This window comes from Paracoccus aerodenitrificans, assembly GCF_027913215.1.
Lineage (GTDB): Bacteria > Pseudomonadota > Alphaproteobacteria > Rhodobacterales > Rhodobacteraceae > Paracoccus > Paracoccus aerodenitrificans.
In genome coordinates, this window is record NZ_CP115784.1 from 1,873,872 (window position 1) to 1,890,006 (window position 16,135).

Below are 16,135 nucleotides of genomic sequence, written 5' to 3' on the forward strand. Positions count from 1 at the left end.
GACTGCCGCAATCCGCCGCATGGATCAACTGCCCCCGTCCGGGCCGTCACATATAAAGCGGAGACCTGTTATCTGCGGCAAAGCGGCGCAAAACGGCAGGATACAGCATATGCTCCTGCGTCAGCACACGCGCCGCGAGCCGGTCCGCATCGTCATCGGGCAGGATTGGAACCCGCGCCTGTCCAAGGATCGGGCCGGCGTCCAGATCGGCAGTGACCTCATGCACCGTCGCCCCGGCCTCGGCATCGCCCGCCGCGATGGCGCGGGCATGGGTGTGCAGCCCGGGATATTTCGGCAGCAGCGAGGGATGGATATTCAACATCCGCCCGGCATAGCGGCGCACGAAATCCGGGGTCAGAATGCGCATGAACCCGGCAAGCGCGATGATATCCGGCTCTGCCTTGTCCAGATGAAGGGCAAGCTGAGCCTCGAACCCTGCGCGGTCCTTTCCAAAAGGACGATGATCGACCGAGAAGGTCTCAATTCCCATCGAAGCAGCCTTTTCCAGACCTCCGGCCGTGGGATCATTCGCGCCGACAAGCACAGGCCGCGCCGGGTGGTCTCCGACCATCGATTCGGCCAGCCGAACCATGTTCGACCCGCCGCCGGAAATCAGAATGACAACGCGCTTCACGCCAGCTCGCCGTGATAGCGCACCCCCTGCCCCTCAGCCACATGACCAAGAGTGACAACCGTTTCACCGGCCCCGCCAAGCAGAGCGGACAGCGCATCCGCCTGCGCCGCATCTACGACAAGAACCATACCGATGCCGCAATTGAACGTCTTCAGCATCTCGGCGGGCACGATACCGCCCGCCTCGGCCAGCCAGCGGAAGACCGGAGGCAGTTTCCACGCCGACAGATCGATATCGGCGCCGAGACCATCCGGCAGGATGCGCGGCAGATTCTCGGTCAGCCCGCCTCCGGTGATATGCGCCAGCCCGTGCACTCCGCCCTGACGGATCGCCTGCAATGCGGGCTTCACATAGAGCCGCGTCGGCACCAGCAGCGCCTGCCCAAGCGTCCCCTCCGAGAACGGGGACGCATCGCCCCAGCCAAGACCCGCCGCCTCGGCGACCCGCCGGACCAGAGAGAAACCGTTGGAATGCACACCATCCGATGCCAGACCCAACAGCACATCCCCTGCCGCGACATGTTTCGGCAGTTCCGCCCCACGCTCCATCGCGCCTACCGCGAAGCCTGCAAGATCGAAATCTCCATCGTGATACATGCCCGGCATTTCCGCCGTCTCACCGCCGATCAGAGCGCAGCCCGAAGCCTCGCACCCTTTCGCAATCCCGGTCACCACACGCGCCGCCTCATCGACGGAGAGTTTCCCGGTCGCGAAGTAATCCAGAAAGAACAGCGGCTCGGCCCCCTGACAGACCAGATCATTGACGCACATCGCGACAAGATCGATACCAAGACCGTCCAGCTCTCCGGTATCGATCCCGATGCGCAGCTTGGTGCCGACACCATCGGTGGCAGCAACCAGCACAGGATCAGTGTACCCCGCGGCCTTCAGATCGAACAGCGCCCCGAACCCCCCAAGCCCGGCCATGACACCGGGCCGTTTCGTAGAGGCCGCGGCAGGCTTGATGCGCTCCACCAGCTCATTGCCCGCATCAATATCCACACCTGCCTCGGCGTAAGACAGACCGTTCTTCCCCTGAGCCATCGGATCCCCTTTCGTCAATTCTGGCAGTCCGATACAGCACGGATGAGGCACGGGCAATGCAGCGATGACTGGCGGGATGGCGCAATTGCAGCTTTTCAGGTCGGCTGCCGCGTTCGCCAGCAGAGCATGAAGCGGATGAGCATCACCTGTGCTTGACCTGCCCGCCGCCTCAAATTACTTAGGTCGCGATCATCGGCTGGGCCTGTAGCTCAATGGTCAGAGCAGGGCGCTCATAACGCCTTGGTTGGGGGTTCAAGTCCCTCCGGGCCTACCAAAATAAAAAACAGCCGCGCATTTCTGCACGGCTGTCAGATCTTCGCTTTCAGCGTAATATCAGGGCGAGGTCACGTCGCAGCGGTAATTCTGCTGTGCCAGCTTCGCGCAGGTTCCGGTTGCGTCGGACTGGGACAGACCGACCAGCGTGGCCTCATACCCCTTCGAGGATTCCCTGATATGGCGAAGCCCGTCCTGCAGAAGTTCGTTTTCCTGCATCGCGACCTGGATCAGACGCTCATTCGCCTGCTCACGCGTCCTGAAGCGGCCAAGGGAGATCCCCCAAACCTGCCCGCCAGAGGAGGAGGCGCGGGCGATTTTCTCGGTCGGCTTCGGCTCTGGTCCGCCGCCGGTTCCCTGCCCCGCCACAATGGTCTCGGAACGGCGCTGCGGTTTGGGAGACGCCTCAAGCGACAGATCGGCTTGTACGGCGGCACTTGCAGTGCTCGCGGCGGCCACGCTGGCCGATGCTGAATCGCGACCCGGAGCACGCACCGGCCGGGCCGATACTGTTAGAGCGGCAGCCGCCGCACCACTACTTTCAGCCAGTGCGGCTTTCACGGCACCATCCGTGGCTGATGCAGTAGTGCTGCGCGACGGTTTGGGTATCGGACGCGCACTGTTGGAGAGGCTGGCTGATGCCTGCCTGGCTGGCGCTTCAGGCTTTGGCGGCGCTGCCGCTGCGGCCTGTGCCATCGCAGTATTCAGCGCAGCGTTCAGGCTTTTCGACGCAACCGATGCAGAGGCAGCCGGCTGGGTTTTCAGCGAAGCCGGACGCGCGACCGGCGGCTGAGACGCGGTCGGAGCAGAGGCAACCCGGCGGCTGGATTTGCGGGCAACGATATATTGCGGGGGTTCCGGCTTGATTTCGCGAACGCGTGTCGGCACCCGTCCGAAGCCCATATCCAGCAATTTCGCGATGGTGGCATTTCGCTGCGCGGTCGAGGTGCCTCCGAAAACGGTTGCAATAATCCTCTTGGACCCGCGATGCGCCGAGGCGGTCAGGTTGAACCCTGCCGCGCGCGTGTAGCCGCTTTTGATCCCGTCCGCGCCGGGATAATTGCTGAGAAAAGCGCGGTTGGTCGCCCGCACGGTGGCGATACCGGCATCCGCTGACTGGCGCGAGAAGATCGAATAATATTGCGGGAAATCATAGAACAGCCGCCGCCCGAGGATCGACATGTCGCGGGCGGTCGAAAAATGCCCCGACTGTGTCAGCCCGTTGGCATTTCGGAACTGCGTGTTCCGCATTCCCAGAGCCTGCGCCATCGCCGTCATCTGCGCGGCGAACTGGCTTTCCGAACCGGCGAGGTTTTCCCCGATTGCGGTCGCCGCGTCATTCGCGGATTTTACCGCCGCCGCCCTGATCAGATAGCGCAGTTCAATCTGCTGCCCGGCGCGAAGTCCGAGACGGGAGGGGACCTCATTCGCGGCCTTTGTAGATACCGTGAACTTGGTATCCAGCCGCACCTGACCACGCTCAATCGCGGTGAACGCCATGTAAAGCGTCATCATCTTGGTCAGGGATGCCGGATGCAGACGCGTATCCGCGTTCTGGGCGTGGATCTGCTTGCCGGTTCGCCCATCCATGACGAAGGCCGCGAAAGGCGCGGCGCTGGCGGCAAGGGGAATCAGGAACGCGAATAACGTCAGCAATCCTGCGCGGAATAACGTGCGGAATCTGGTCACTGTCTCGATCTCTTCTGCCTGAATGCGGCCTGTTTATTTTGATAGGCCGTCGTTAATTTTTTCATACTAGCACAACAAAAACACTCACGGAACCGTGCATTTTATGCATTTTTCAGCAATCCATCCCGGACGCCCCGGTCCCACGCTTCCGCAATTCTGGCGGGCGGGGTTTCATTATGGCGAAATACACCTATATTTGCAGCCCTGACCACAACCCAGCCGATCATTGACACATATGCCCCAGGATCCCGGTAAGCGCGAGGACACGGATCTCGCCGTCAAGCCTCGTTCCAAGACTCAGCGACCGCCCATGTACAAGGTGTTGCTGCTGAATGACGACTTCACACCGATGGAGTTCGTCGTTCATGTGCTTGAACGGCTTTTTTCGATGACTCATGCGCAAGCCATTGAAATCATGCTGACTGTCCATCGCAGGGGCGTCGCGGTTGTCGGCGTTTTCTCTCATGAGATCGCGGAAACCAAGGTCGCGCAGGTGATGGAGCTTGCGCGGCGGCATCAGCACCCGCTGCAATGCACTATGGAAAAAGAATAGCCCATGCGTGCAGCACGGCTGGAACTGGCCTTTCCCGGTGGCGCGACCGGATCGACGCTGATCATCGGTGCTGACGGGGCCGAAGATCTGTCCGCCTTCGGTCCCGACCGCACAAGCATCGTCGAGAGTCAGGCGCATCATCACGCCGCACTGAAGGCGCGGGGCTTTCAGGTCTCGGCCGCGGCTGAGGGCAGTTTCGACACAATTCTGGTTACACTTCCCCGTGCCCGTGCGGCGGCCCGGGCGCGGATCTCGACGGCGGCGCAGCACCTTGCCGCAAATGGCGTTCTATGGCTGGACGGCCAGAAAACGGATGGGATCGAAGCCATCATCAAAGAGATCAGGGGCTTTTCCGGCCTGTCTGAAATCCACTCGAAAGCACATGGGAAGATCGCCCGGATCGACGATCCCTCGGCGGTTCCGGCGGATTGGGCGGGAAGCGAAACGTCCCCTGCGCCGGGTTTTTCCGCCTGTGCCGGGGTGTTTTCCGCCGAATCCGTCGATCCCGGCTCGGCTGCCCTGGCCGCCGCCCTGCCCGAGCGTCTGCCGACCCGGATCGTGGAACTGGGCGCAGGCTGGGGCTGGCTCTCGGCTCAGATCCTGCAACATCCGGGCGTCGATACGCTGCATCTGGTCGAGGCGGACCACACCGCGCTGGATTATGCGCGGCGTAATGTGACCGATACACGCGCAGTCTTCCACTGGGCGGATGCCCGTAATTTCCGCCTGCCGGACCCGGTGAATGGTGTCATCATGAACCCGCCTTTTCATCAGGGGCGTGACGCCGATCCCGGTCTGGGTCAGGCCTTCATCCGCGCCGCGTCGGGGCTTTTGACCGGCGCGGGGCGGCTTTGGATGGTCGCGAACCGCCATTTGCCCTATGAAAACGAACTTGACCGGCATTTCGCCGAGTTCGAGGAGATCGGTGGCGATAACCGCTTCAAGGTCCTGACCGCGACGCGCGCCCGCCAGAGGAGATCGCAATGAGCAATTCCGTCGAAGGCAAGACCGCAATCGTCACCGGAGCCGGTCGCGGAATCGGTCTGGCCGTCGCCCGCCAGCTTTTCGAGCATGGCGCAAATGTCATGTTCGCAGATTCCGACGAAGCCGCACTGGAACAGGAAATGGCGAGGTTCGAGGACGATCCCCGCGCACGGCGGTTCTCGGCCGATATGTCGCAGCGTCTGTCGATGGCCAATCTGCTTTCCGCGACAATCGACGCATATGACAAGGTCGATATCCTTGTGAATGCGCATCGTCTTGTGAAGGCAAGCGATCCGCTGGATACCTCGGATACGGCGCTGGAAACGATGCTGCGCCAGAACCTGCTGGCAGGTCTGCGCATGTCGCAGATCGTGGCAAAGCGGATGATTTCTCAGGCCGAAGGAGAGGAAGGCGCCGCGATCAACGGTGCCATCGTCAACCTGACCACACTGGCCGCGCAGCGACCGCATCCGGAATTACTGGCCTATTCCATTGCATCCGCCGCGCAGGATCAGGCGACCCGGGCTCTGGCTCTGGCGCTTGCGCCCTATCGCATCCGGGTGAACTCGGTCGCGTTCGGCTCGGTCATGACGGCAGAGCTGAAAGCGGCGCTGAAGGAAAACCCCGAGATGCGCGATGGCATCATTCGCGGCACACCGATGGGACGGATCGCGGAATCGGAAGAGCTTGCGGATGCGGTGCTCTATCTGGTCAGCGACGGGGCGGGCTTTGTCACCGGGCAGATCATCAATGTCGATGGCGGGCGCAGCCTGCTGGACCCGGTTCAGGCGGCGATGTTCTAAGCCGCCCTGCCCGTCTCAGCGGCGCTGCACGACAAGAGTCGACCACTCACCCAGATCGTCGCGCCGTTCCAGAACGAACCCGGCAGAATCATAGGCGGCCACGACCTCATCCGCCTGAGTCGTCAGCAGCCCCGACAGGATAGCCCTGCCCTGATGGGCCACATGGCTGGCCATATCGGGGGCAAGATCGATCAGAGGCTGTTTCAGGATATTGGCGAAGACCAGATCGAAAGGTGCGGCCTCGTCCAGCAAGGGTTGATCGAAACCGACCGCCTGCACGCAGACGACGCGCCCGTCCAGCCCATTTGCGATCACATTCGCCGCCGCCACATCGACCGCAACCGGATCTATATCCGAGGCGAGGATCGTTCCCGGCCAGACCCGCGCCGCCGCCATCGCCAGCACCGCGGTGCCGCAGCCGATATCGGCCACCCGCCGGGGTTGCCAGCCGCTTTCGACCAGACGATCCAGCGCCTCAAGACAGCCCTTCGTCGTGCCGTGATGGCCGGTCCCGAACGCCATCGCCGCCTCGATCAGTAGAGGCTCTGCCGCATCCGGGACCTTGTCGGCATCATGGCTGCCATAAACGAAGAACCGCCCCGCCTCGACCGGGGTCAGCTCGCGCCGGACATGCGCCACCCAGTCCACCTCGGGCAATTCGCTGACCACGAAAGGGTTAGCCCCCTGCGCCGCCGCCAGCAAGGCAAGGCCGATTTCGTCGGGAGCCTCGGTGAAATACACCCCGACCTCCCAACGATCCGAGCCGTCCTCGATCTCGAACACACCCGACCCGACAGGCTCGGGGGTCAGATCGTCGCAAAGTTCGGCCAGAGTATCAGCCGCATCGCGGCCCGAAATATGCGTCAGCGCGGTCCAGGTCGGCATCAGGGAAGCTCATGTCCTTCAGGCATCGCGGCCTCAACCCCGGTGCCGCGCATATTGCAATAGCCGTTCGGCACTTTGTGCAGATATTGTTGATGCTCGATCTCCTGCGCGGGGTAGAATTCGCTGACCGGCAGGATCTCGGTGGTGATCTTCTTCTTTCCGGCCACGGCCAGACGGTTGTCGTAATCGGTTTTCGACGCCTCGGCCTGCGCACGCTGCGTGTCAGTGTAATACATGATGACCGAGCGATACTGATCGCCCACATCATTGCCCTGACGGTTGCCCTGAGTCGGATCGTGGTTTTCCCAGAACAGCTTCAGCAGATGCTCATAGCTGATCCGCGCCGGGTCATAGACGATATGCACCACCTCGGCATGGCCGGTATCGCCGCCGCAAACCTGACGGTAGGTCGGGTTCGGCACCGAGCCGCCCGAAAAACCGACCTGAGTCATCCACACGCCGTCCTGTTCCCAGAACAGACGTTCGACACCCCAGTAACAGCCCATCCCGAACAGCGCCTGCTCAAAGCCCTTCGGCACCGGCGCATCCATCGGACGGTCGAAAATCGCGTGATTGGCCATGTTTTCACCTCATTGCGTTCTGCAGGTAACGCCCGGACGGCCTGACGGGTTCAGAAGCCGCAAAGCGCGTTCGCGCAGTCTTGTCATGTTCATTAAGGTATCGCGACCGCGAAAGACCAGAGGGCAAGCCGCTTAACCAGGCACCCGCGCAAAGAAAAACCCCGGCCGCATCAGTGACGGGCCGGGGTTCGGTCGGGCTGCGCCGTTGCGCACGGCTCAGGCAAGGCTGTTGACCACCGTATCGATATCGGCGCGGTTCAGGCCAATATCGTGCAATTCGCGATCCGACAGGCGCTCCAGCTCGGCGCGGGTCTGCATGCGCTGAACGCGGTTGCGCAGGCTTGAGGCCAGGCGGGCGAAGGGGTTGCGGATCATCGGCAGGTCAATATTCATCGTGGTCATCTGAGCATCCTCATTTTCTGTTGCGCCAGGAATTGGCGCGGCTTCATCTGATGCCCGGAAGATAGGATCACGCTGCACCTGCAACCATCCCCGAAAGCTGCAGACCCGCTATGCGCTGCGCTCATAAATTACAGTTTTATCTGTGATTTTTGTGATTTTGCGGTAACGGAATTGCGACATTCTTCATGCGCCCCCGCACACCTTCGTGATCGCTAACGCTGCAACGCGGCGTCACCAGTCGCCAAGATGCGCCTGAAACAGCGTCAGCGCCGCCACCGCAGCCGTATCCGCCCTTAAGATGCGCGGACCGAGGCTGATCGGAGAAACGGACGCAGCGTCACGAAGCCGTTTGCGTTCCGCAGGCGAAAAACCGCCCTCGGGGCCGATCAGCACCGCCCATTTCCCACGGGGAAGCGCGGAAAGCGTGTCCGCCGGACCGGCAAGCGACTCATCTGCCCAGAGGATCCGTCGTGCGCCGTCCCAGCCATCCAGCAACCGGGACAAAGACGTCAGAGAGGTCACCTCGGGAACATAGGTCCCGCCGCATTGTTCGGCGGCCTCGACGGCATGAGCCTGCAAACGATCCTGCCGGATACGCTCTGAATTGGTGAACTCGGTCTGAACCGGCAGAATTCGTGCCGCGCCAAGTTCCGTCGCCTTCTCGACGATGAAATCGGTGCGGGCCTTCTTGATCGGGGCAAATAACAGCCAGAGATCAGGCGGATCGCGCTGTGAAGCGACCTGCCCGTGCAGCGCCAGTTCTCCGCCGCGCTTGCTCGCTGTGGTGATTTCGGCGTCCCATGCGCCATCCCGGCCATTGAATATCTCGATCACCGCACCCGGAGCTAGCCGCATCACCCCCGAAAGGTAATGCGCCTGCGCCCCATCCAGCGGCACGGCTTGCCCCGGACCAAGCGGGTGATCTATGTACAGCCTGACCTTCGACATGGGATGTTCCTATGAAACCGGCGATCCAGATACCAGATGCTGTCCGCGATGCTGTCAATGGCAATTGGGTGGACAATACGGCTCCTTTATCCTGGCGGCCTTGGCTGCGGCTGAGCCGGATCGACCGGCCCATCGGCACATGGCTGCTGCTGCTGCCCTGCTGGTGGGGGATCGGGCTGGCGATGATGGGAGACCGGGCACGATGGTTCGATCTGTGGATCGCCATTGCCTGCGCCATCGGCGCCGTAGCGATGCGCGGAGCGGGCTGCACATGGAACGATATCACCGACCGGGACATAGACGGCTCGGTCGACCGCACGCGGAAACGCCCGATCCCCTCGGGACAGGTCACGGTGCGCGGGGCGTTGATCTGGATGGGAGCGCAGGCGCTGATCGGGCTGGCCATGCTGCTGACCCTTGGCGGTGCGGCGATCTGGCTGGGTGTGCTGAGCCTGCTGCCCGTGGCGATCTATCCTTTCGCCAAAAGATTCACATGGTGGCCTCAGGTCTTTCTGGGCATCGCCTTCAACTGGGGCGTGATGCTGGCCTATGCCGCGCATCGGGGACAGCTGGACATGGCCCCGGTCATCGCCTGGTTCGGCGGGATTGCGTGGACTGTCTTCTACGACACGATCTATGCCCATCAGGATCGCGAATATGACGCGCTGATCGGCGTGAAATCCACCGCAAGGCTGTTCGGAGAGAACACGCGCACATGGCTGATCGTCTTCGGCATTCTTGCCGTTCTGCTGCTTGCAATGGCAATCGGGATGACCGGCGCCGAGGGTGCCTCATGGTATCTGGCAATGGCCGGGCTGGCGGGGTTCGCCGGGCATCTGGTGTGGCAGCTTTTGACGCTGGATCTGGATGACGCCGATATCCAGTTGATGCTGTTCCGGTCCAATCGGGATACCGGGCTGATTCTGGTCGGTTTTCTGGCAATTGCCGGAATTGTGTGATCGAAGCGGATTTACATGACGCGCGGGGCTGAATAACCCGGAAGGATGGACGATCAGCCGGACATGCAACAGAACAGAACACCACGCCGCGGCACAAGCTATGTGGTCCTGACGCTGCTTTCGCTTGGCGTTGCGGCTGCGGGCAGTTGGGAAGCCGCGATCCGTATCGCCGACCGGGTCGAGACCCGGACCGGGGCCGATATCCGCAACGCTCTGGCGCTGGAAGATCTCGACTGGGCCAGTGTGCGGACGGATGGGCTGATGGTGCGGCTTGACGGCACCGCTCCCGATGAGGTCGCGCGGTTCAGGGCATTGAGTGCAGCAAACGGGCTGATCGACAGCCGCCGGATCATTGACGAAATGACGGTGGCGGAACGCGAATTGCTGGAGCCGCCCGATTTCAAGCTGGAAGTGATGCGTCAGGGCGATCAGTTCTCGATGATCGGGCTGGTTCCTGCACGCACTGACCGCGAGGATCTGGCGGCGGATATCGCCTCGGCCACGGGTGACATCACCGATCTGACAAGCACCGCCGCCTTTCCTCCACCGGATGGCTGGCAGCAGGCACTCGACTTTGCGGTGACAGCGGCGGATATCATCCGGCAGGGGACGATCTCGGTCACGCCGGGCGCGGTCAGCGTGACCGCAAACGCCGTTTCCGAGGCAGACAAGGCCCGGATCGAGGCCATGCTGACCGATGCCGCAAGCGACAGCGTTGCCCTGTCCGCGAATATCATCTCACCCTTGCCCGTTATCGCCCCCTTCACCCTGCGCATCACCCGCAATGACGAAGGCGCGGTGCTGGAAAATTGCTCTGCCGCGAACGAAACCGACCGAGAGGCGATCCTGACCGCCGCAGCCTCGGCCGGAGTGACCGGATCGCCCGACTGCGCCATCGGGATCGGCGCACCCGCAGGCTGGACCGAGGCGGCTATTCTGGCGATGGACAGCATCGCCCGCGCCGGGGGTGGCACTGCCGATCTGACGGATGAAACGATCCGCATCACCCTGCCCTGGCAAATCAGCGAAGACGATCTGACCGCCGAAACCGAACGGCTGAGCGCAGCCCTGCCTCAGGGCTTTTCCGTCGCCGTCGGACGCGCCGAGCGCACCCCGGATGGCGGGCCCCCGCATTTCACCGTCAGCATGGATGGCGAAGGCCCTGCCGCACTTGCAGGCGTGGTGCCCGACGACACGATGCGCCAGACCGTGCTGTCTCTGGCCCGTGCACAGCTTGGCCCGATCGAGGGCGAACTGGTCCTGAACCCGGCTCTGCCCGAAGGATGGGCGCTTCGGGTCATGGCCGGGCTGGATGCCACCGGATCTATTGATATCGGGCAAGTCGAGATAACCCCGGACGTGATCAGCATAGACGGCATCAGCGGAGACAGGCTGGCGACGGAAAAGGCCGTGCTCGCCCTCGCGACACGTCTTGGCGCGGGTTCGGATTACTCGGTTGCCATTGCCTATGACCGGATGCGCGACCCCGAGCTTGCCTTGCCCGATGGGGTCGAATGTGTGGACCGGATGAATACGGTCATGCTGCAATCGCAAATCGGGTTCGAGCCGGGCGGGTCACGTATTGCGGGCGATATCAGCCCGGTGATCGACCAGTTCCGACCGATCATGAATGATTGCAGCGATTACCTGATCGAGATCGCCGGTCATACCGACGCGCAAGGCGGCGATGACTCGAATATGCGGCTTTCCATCGACCGCGCAGAAGCAATTCTGACCGCCTTGCAGGAGGCGGATCTGCCGGTCGGCAATATGACCGCGCAGGGTTACGGCGAAACCCGTCCCATCGCCGAGAATGACACCGAGGAAGGCAGAGAGGCGAATCGCCGTATCGAACTGACGCTGCTCTCACCGCAGCCGGTCTCGCCGCCCCTCGATATAAGCCCGGCCATCACCGGAACCACTCCGACAGCCGAGGCAGCGACCGCCGCGCTTCTGGCCGCCAGCCCCCCCGATCCGGTTGCCATGCCCGACGGGACGACCGACGCGGCAATCGCCATTCCCGAGGGACCGTTCGATGAGGACGCTTTGTCCGCGCCTCCGAAGATCGAGCCTCCTGCCGAGGTGCTGGAGGCCACGCCTGAAACGCCCCGGCCGCCTGACCGGCCCGAGGACGCCCACCCAGAAGCCGAGGATAGCGACGCATGACACGGGACGAGTTCATTCTGGCCGCAGCCCTGATGCTTTTCGCGGCGTTCATCCTTGGCTGGTTCGGAAGCTGGCTGATCAGCAGAGTGACCAGACCGGGCCATCCCGAACTGGAAAACCACCGCAAGCTTCTGGAAGACCTGCACGAAGCCGAAAGCGCCCGGGATCAGGCCATCAGGGACAGCAGCCGGCAAGAGGCGACGCTGCATGAACGTCTGGCCTTCACCTCCAGCGAGTTGGCCTCATCGCGTGAAGCACTGAACGAAGCGCGACAGGAGATCGAGGAACTTCGCGCCTATATCGAGCGCAATATCGCCTCACCGGGCTGAAGCAGCCGGGGCAATGAAAAACGGGCGCAACCGAAACTGCGCCCGTTTTCCTTTTTACGGCTCCGTTTGAAGCCGCCGCAGACCGTCAGACCCCGGCTTCGACGATTGCCCGAGCCAGTACCGGCACGCTGTCATTGTTCAGCCCGGCAATATTCAGCCGCGAATCCCCGACCATGTAGATCCCGGAATCCTCTTTCATCTTCGCGACCTGCTCAGCCGTCGCGCCGAGACGCGAGAACATGCCCCGGTGATGCTCGATAAAGTCGAAATTATCGTTGCCGCCAAGATTGCGAAGCTCTTCGGCAAGCTGTTTGCGCAGATCCAGCATGGTGCGGCGCATCTCTTCCAGCTCGGTTTTCCAGTCTTGCCTCAGCTCGGCATCGTCAAGGATCGTGCTGACGATCCGCGCCCCGTGATCGGGCGGGAAGCTGTAATTCTGGCGGTTCAGATAGGCCATCGCGCCCTGCGTCAGATCCCGCGCCTCAGAACCTTCGCCAAGCGCCATCAGAATGCCGGTCCGCTCACGGTAAACGCCGAAATTCTTCGAGCAGGACGCTGCGATGAGCACTTCCGGCAGGCGCGACGCCAGCATCCGCGTTGCGGCGGCATCGGCGTCCAGCCCGTCTCCGAAGCCCTGATAGGCCAGATCGATCAGCGGCACCGCGCCGGTCTTTTCAAGCGAGGCAGCTATGTCGTCCCATTGCCCGGCATCGGGATTGGCCCCGGTGGGGTTGTGGCAGCAGCCATGCAGCAGAACGACATCGCCTTTTTTTGCCTTGCCGATAGCCGCCAGCATCGCATCGAAATCCACGCCGCGCGTCGCATTGTCAAAATAGGGATACTCGACAAATGCCTGCCCCATGAATTTCAGGATCGACAGATGGTTGGGCCATGTCGGGTCCGAGACATGAACCACCGCATCGGGATTTGCCATCCGCACAAGCTCAAGTCCCTGCCGCACCGCGCCTGTCCCGCCAACGGTCGCAACCGAGGCCAGACGGTCGGCGGGCGCATTTTCCAGCACCAGCCCGGCCATTGCATCGCGATATTCCTGCGTCCCCGCAAGCCCGGTATAGGCCTTGGTATTCTGGGTTTCGAGAATACGTTGCTCGGCCTTTTTCACGGCCCGCATGATCGGCGTCACGCCTTCAGGGTCCTTATAGACCCCGACCCCAAGATCGACTTTCCCCTGCCGGGTGTCGGCCTTGTACTCGGCCATGAGGGACAGGATCTTATCGGGAGCCTGCGGTTTCAGATTACCCAGCATTATCAATCTCCGGTTGCGATTTTTGCGTTAGGAAGTGCGCCCCATTCGGTCCAGGACCCGTCATACAGCGCATGGTTGCGATGGCCCAATATCTCCAGAGCCAGCGACAGGGAAGCGGCCGAGATACCCGAGCCGCAGCTTGTGATCACAGGGCGGCTCAGATCGACGCCCGCACGATCGAAGGCGGCGCGAAGATCGTCAACCCGCTTCATCGTGCCATCCCCGTTATAAAGCTGTCCGAAAGGCAGGTTGCGCGAGCCGGGAATATGGCCGCTTGCCAACCCCTTCCGAGGCTCGGGCGCCTTGCCCTGAAACCGCTCGGCAGAGCGGGCGTCGATGATTTCATGGCTGCCGCTTTCCGAGGCCTCACGCATCTGCGCCGCATCCACGACCTGACGGCAATCGCGCCGTGCGGTCAGGGGCCGCTCTGTGACTGCACCGATCCCTGCCTCGACAGGACGGTCTTCGGCCAGCCATTTCGCCAGCCCACCATCCAGCACGGCCACCCTGCTTTTGCCCATCAGGCGAAAATTCCACCAGACCCGCGCGGCGCTGTGCGTTGCGGCGTTGTCATAGACGATCACCTTATCACCATCGCCGATGCCAAGCGCCTTCACTTCGGCAAGGAACAGGTTTTCGGAGGCCGCCATATGTGGCAGATCCGAATCCGGGTCGCAAATCCGGTCGATATCGAAAAATTGCGCACCGGGGATATGCCGCGCCCGGAACTCTGCCTGCGCATCGCGATCCTCGGCAGGCATGTGCCAGCTTGCGTCCAGCACATGCAGATCGGGATCATTCAGATGCGCCGCAAGCCATGCGGTCGATACCAGTGTATTGAGATCGTCGGTCACGCCACTCTCCCGCCTTGGCCGGTGCGGATTCTGTGTAACAATGCGCTCTGCGCAGGGCAACGCAATAGATCAGCGCCGCGCCGAGTCACGGATCTGCGAGAGGGTGGCCGAACTGGTCAGCGCCTCGGGGTCCAGCTTCAGCTCTATGACCGAAAGCGTCCCGGCATCGCGGGCGCGGGCGAAGGCGGCGGGAAAATCCGCGCCGTCACTGACGGTTTCGCCATGTCCGCCATAGGCCCAGGCGATTGCGGCGAAATCGGGGCTGAACAGCGACGTGCCAGAGACACGGCCCGGATAATGCCTTTCCTGATGCATCCGGATCGTCCCGTATTGGCCATTATTCGCCACGATCACGATGATATTCGCCCCGTGCTGTGCGGCGGTGGATAATTCGGTGATGCTCATCTGAAGACAGCCATCCCCGGCCAGACAGATCACCGGCCTCTCCGGCTGCAAAATCTTCGCCGCAATCGCGGCAGGCAGGCCATAGCCCATGCTGCCGGATGTCGGCGCAAGCTGCGTATGCGGATGCTTGAAGCGGAAATATCGGTGCAGGAAAGAAGCGTAATTCCCTGCGCCATTGGTCAGGATGGCGTCCTCTGGCAGGTTCTCCGACAGCCAGCAAATCACCTCTTCCATCCGCACATTGCCCGGAGTCGGGTGCGGTTTCTGCCAATCCTCATACTGCTTGCGCAATTCCCGCCGCCATGCGCCGAACTGGCGCGAGGCCGGCACGGCGGCAAGCGCCTGAACCATCTGACCCGGATCGGCGGCAATCGAGGGATCGCCACGCCAGAGATGGCCGGTTTCGTCCGGGTCGGGATGAACCATCACGATGCGCCGCCCCTGCCCTGCCGGGCTCATCAGCGAAAACCCATTGGTCAGCGTGTCGCCAAGCCGCGAGCCAAGCGAGACGACCAGATCGGCCCGCTGCAACGCCTCGCCAAGTTTCGGATTCATGCCCACGCCCAGATCGCCCACATAATGCGGCAACCGGTTGTCGATGCGATCCTGCCGACGGAACGGCACAGCGACCGGAACATCCCAGGTCGCGGCAAAGCAGGCAAGCGCATCGGAAGCGGCCCCGGACCAGACCGAGCCGCCCGCCACGATCAGCGGATGCGAGGCGGCGGCCAAAGCGTCGGCAACCGCCCTGACGGCGGCCTCTGAGGGTGCCTGCATGACCGGCGCGACAGGCGGCAGATCGGCGACATTCGCGGTTTCCGTCAGCATATCCTCGGGCAAGGCCAGCACCACCGGGCCGGGCCTGCCGGACATGGCGACGTGGAAAGCCCGCGCCATATATTCGGGGATACGCGCCGTATCGTCGATCTCTGCGGCCCATTTCGCCAGCCCGCCAAAGACCTGCCGGTAATCGAGTTCCTGAAACGCCTCGCGGTCCCGGTCCGTCCGCGTGATCTGCCCGACCAGCAGGATCATCGGCGTCGAATCCTGCCTCGCGACATGGACCCCGGCACTGGCATTGGTGGCTCCGGGACCGCGTGTCACAATCGCCACGCCCGGACGCCCCGTTAGCTTCCCCGCCGCCTCCGCCATCATCGCCGCGCCGCCTTCCTGACGGCAGACGATATTGCGGATGCCCGACTCGTGCAGCCCGTCCAGCACAGCAAGAAAGCTTTCGCCCGGCACCGAGAACACATGACCGACCCGGTTCGCCTTCAGCGCATCGACCAGTATCTGTCCCCCATGTCGCATGGCTGCCCCCCTGCTTGTTCTTCCGCCGAGGCTAGCCCGTCATATCCGC

16 protein-coding genes and 1 tRNA gene are annotated in these 16,135 nt (G+C 62.6%); 7 read left to right on the plus strand and 10 right to left on the minus strand.

The genetic code is table 11. The annotated features are described in order from the left end of the window. Positions 1 to 46 precede the first annotated feature (46 nt). A complete protein-coding gene (gene purN / locus PAE61_RS10570; protein WP_271112356.1) occupies positions 47 to 634 on the minus strand; it encodes a phosphoribosylglycinamide formyltransferase in 588 nt (195 codons plus the stop codon). Next, a complete protein-coding gene (purM, locus tag PAE61_RS10575; protein WP_271112357.1) occupies positions 631 to 1,677 on the minus strand; it encodes a phosphoribosylformylglycinamidine cyclo-ligase in 1,047 nt (348 codons plus the stop codon). Before purM ends, purN begins: the two co-directional genes overlap by 4 nt. 198 nt (positions 1,678 to 1,875) lie before the next feature. On the opposite strand from purM, the gene PAE61_RS10580 reads away from it, so the two are divergent. Continuing rightward, positions 1,876 to 1,951, plus strand: a tRNA-Ile gene (locus tag PAE61_RS10580). 59 nt (positions 1,952 to 2,010) lie between these two features. Here PAE61_RS10580 and PAE61_RS10585 read toward each other — a convergent pair. Further along, a complete protein-coding gene (locus PAE61_RS10585; protein WP_271112358.1) occupies positions 2,011 to 3,639 on the minus strand; it encodes a D-alanyl-D-alanine carboxypeptidase family protein in 1,629 nt (542 codons plus the stop codon). Between the two features lie 235 nt (positions 3,640 to 3,874). On the opposite strand from PAE61_RS10585, the gene clpS reads away from it, so the two are divergent. The 3 genes from clpS to PAE61_RS10600 are packed head-to-tail and all read left to right on the plus strand — an operon-like array spanning position 3,875 to position 5,979. Then, positions 3,875 to 4,192 carry an ATP-dependent Clp protease adapter ClpS gene (gene clpS, locus PAE61_RS10590; RefSeq protein ID WP_271112359.1) on the plus strand — a complete coding sequence of 106 codons (318 nt, stop codon included), beginning with the start codon at positions 3,875 to 3,877 and terminating at the stop codon, positions 4,190 to 4,192. Positions 4,193 to 4,195: 3 nt separating this feature from the next. Continuing rightward, positions 4,196 to 5,179: a class I SAM-dependent methyltransferase gene (locus tag PAE61_RS10595; protein ID WP_271112360.1), complete on the plus strand. Its 984-nt coding sequence runs from the start codon at positions 4,196 to 4,198 to the stop codon at positions 5,177 to 5,179. Continuing rightward, positions 5,176 to 5,979, plus strand: a complete 804-nt coding sequence (locus PAE61_RS10600) for an SDR family NAD(P)-dependent oxidoreductase (RefSeq protein ID WP_271112361.1) — start codon at positions 5,176 to 5,178, stop codon at positions 5,977 to 5,979. The genes PAE61_RS10595 and PAE61_RS10600 overlap by 4 nt, the downstream gene beginning before the upstream one ends. A 15-nt stretch (positions 5,980 to 5,994) precedes the next feature. Here PAE61_RS10600 and PAE61_RS10605 read toward each other — a convergent pair whose 3' ends face one another. The 4 genes from PAE61_RS10605 to PAE61_RS10620 all read right to left on the minus strand — a co-directional run bounded on the left by PAE61_RS10605 (position 5,995) and on the right by PAE61_RS10620 (position 8,795). Next, positions 5,995 to 6,864, minus strand: a complete 870-nt coding sequence (locus PAE61_RS10605) for a 50S ribosomal protein L11 methyltransferase (RefSeq protein WP_271112362.1) — start codon at positions 6,862 to 6,864, stop codon at positions 5,995 to 5,997. Then, positions 6,864 to 7,445 (minus strand): peptide-methionine (S)-S-oxide reductase MsrA, encoded by a 582-nt coding sequence (msrA, locus tag PAE61_RS10610; protein WP_271112363.1) that lies wholly within the window; start codon positions 7,443 to 7,445, stop codon positions 6,864 to 6,866. The genes PAE61_RS10605 and msrA overlap by 1 nt, the downstream gene beginning before the upstream one ends. A 216-nt stretch (positions 7,446 to 7,661) precedes the next feature. After that, on the minus strand, positions 7,662 to 7,847 hold the full coding sequence (locus PAE61_RS10615; protein ID WP_271112364.1) for a DUF1127 domain-containing protein: 186 nt from the start codon (positions 7,845 to 7,847) through the stop codon (positions 7,662 to 7,664). Between the two features lie 231 nt (positions 7,848 to 8,078). After that, positions 8,079 to 8,795, minus strand: coding sequence for a 16S rRNA (uracil(1498)-N(3))-methyltransferase (locus PAE61_RS10620; protein WP_271112365.1), 717 nt, complete (start codon positions 8,793 to 8,795; stop codon positions 8,079 to 8,081). Between the two features lie 11 nt (positions 8,796 to 8,806). On the opposite strand from PAE61_RS10620, the gene ubiA reads away from it, so the two are divergent. The 3 genes from ubiA (at position 8,807) to PAE61_RS10635 (ending at position 12,249) form a co-directional block, all read left to right on the plus strand. Continuing rightward, the gene (gene ubiA / locus PAE61_RS10625) at positions 8,807 to 9,754 is read left to right on the plus strand and encodes a 4-hydroxybenzoate octaprenyltransferase (protein WP_271112366.1); all 948 of its coding nucleotides are present in this window, start codon (positions 8,807 to 8,809) and stop codon (positions 9,752 to 9,754) included. A gap of 63 nt (positions 9,755 to 9,817) precedes the next feature. Beyond that, positions 9,818 to 11,920: an OmpA family protein gene (locus PAE61_RS10630; RefSeq protein WP_271112367.1), complete on the plus strand. Its 2,103-nt coding sequence runs from the start codon at positions 9,818 to 9,820 to the stop codon at positions 11,918 to 11,920. Next, positions 11,917 to 12,249 carry a hypothetical protein gene (locus PAE61_RS10635; RefSeq protein WP_271112368.1) on the plus strand — a complete coding sequence of 111 codons (333 nt, stop codon included), beginning with the start codon at positions 11,917 to 11,919 and terminating at the stop codon, positions 12,247 to 12,249. Before PAE61_RS10630 ends, PAE61_RS10635 begins: the two co-directional genes overlap by 4 nt. 85 nt (positions 12,250 to 12,334) lie before the next feature. Here PAE61_RS10635 and PAE61_RS10640 read toward each other — a convergent pair whose 3' ends face one another. The 3 genes from PAE61_RS10640 to PAE61_RS10650 all read right to left on the minus strand — a co-directional run bounded on the left by PAE61_RS10640 (position 12,335) and on the right by PAE61_RS10650 (position 16,086). Further along, positions 12,335 to 13,516 (minus strand): amino acid aminotransferase, encoded by a 1,182-nt coding sequence (locus PAE61_RS10640; protein WP_271112369.1) that lies wholly within the window; start codon positions 13,514 to 13,516, stop codon positions 12,335 to 12,337. A 2-nt stretch (positions 13,517 to 13,518) separates the two neighbouring features. Next, positions 13,519 to 14,370: a 3-mercaptopyruvate sulfurtransferase gene (sseA, locus tag PAE61_RS10645; RefSeq protein ID WP_271112370.1), complete on the minus strand. Its 852-nt coding sequence runs from the start codon at positions 14,368 to 14,370 to the stop codon at positions 13,519 to 13,521. A 69-nt stretch (positions 14,371 to 14,439) separates the two neighbouring features. Then, positions 14,440 to 16,086 carry a thiamine pyrophosphate-binding protein gene (locus PAE61_RS10650; RefSeq protein ID WP_271112371.1) on the minus strand — a complete coding sequence of 549 codons (1,647 nt, stop codon included), beginning with the start codon at positions 16,084 to 16,086 and terminating at the stop codon, positions 14,440 to 14,442. Positions 16,087 to 16,135: the final 49 nt, after the last annotated feature.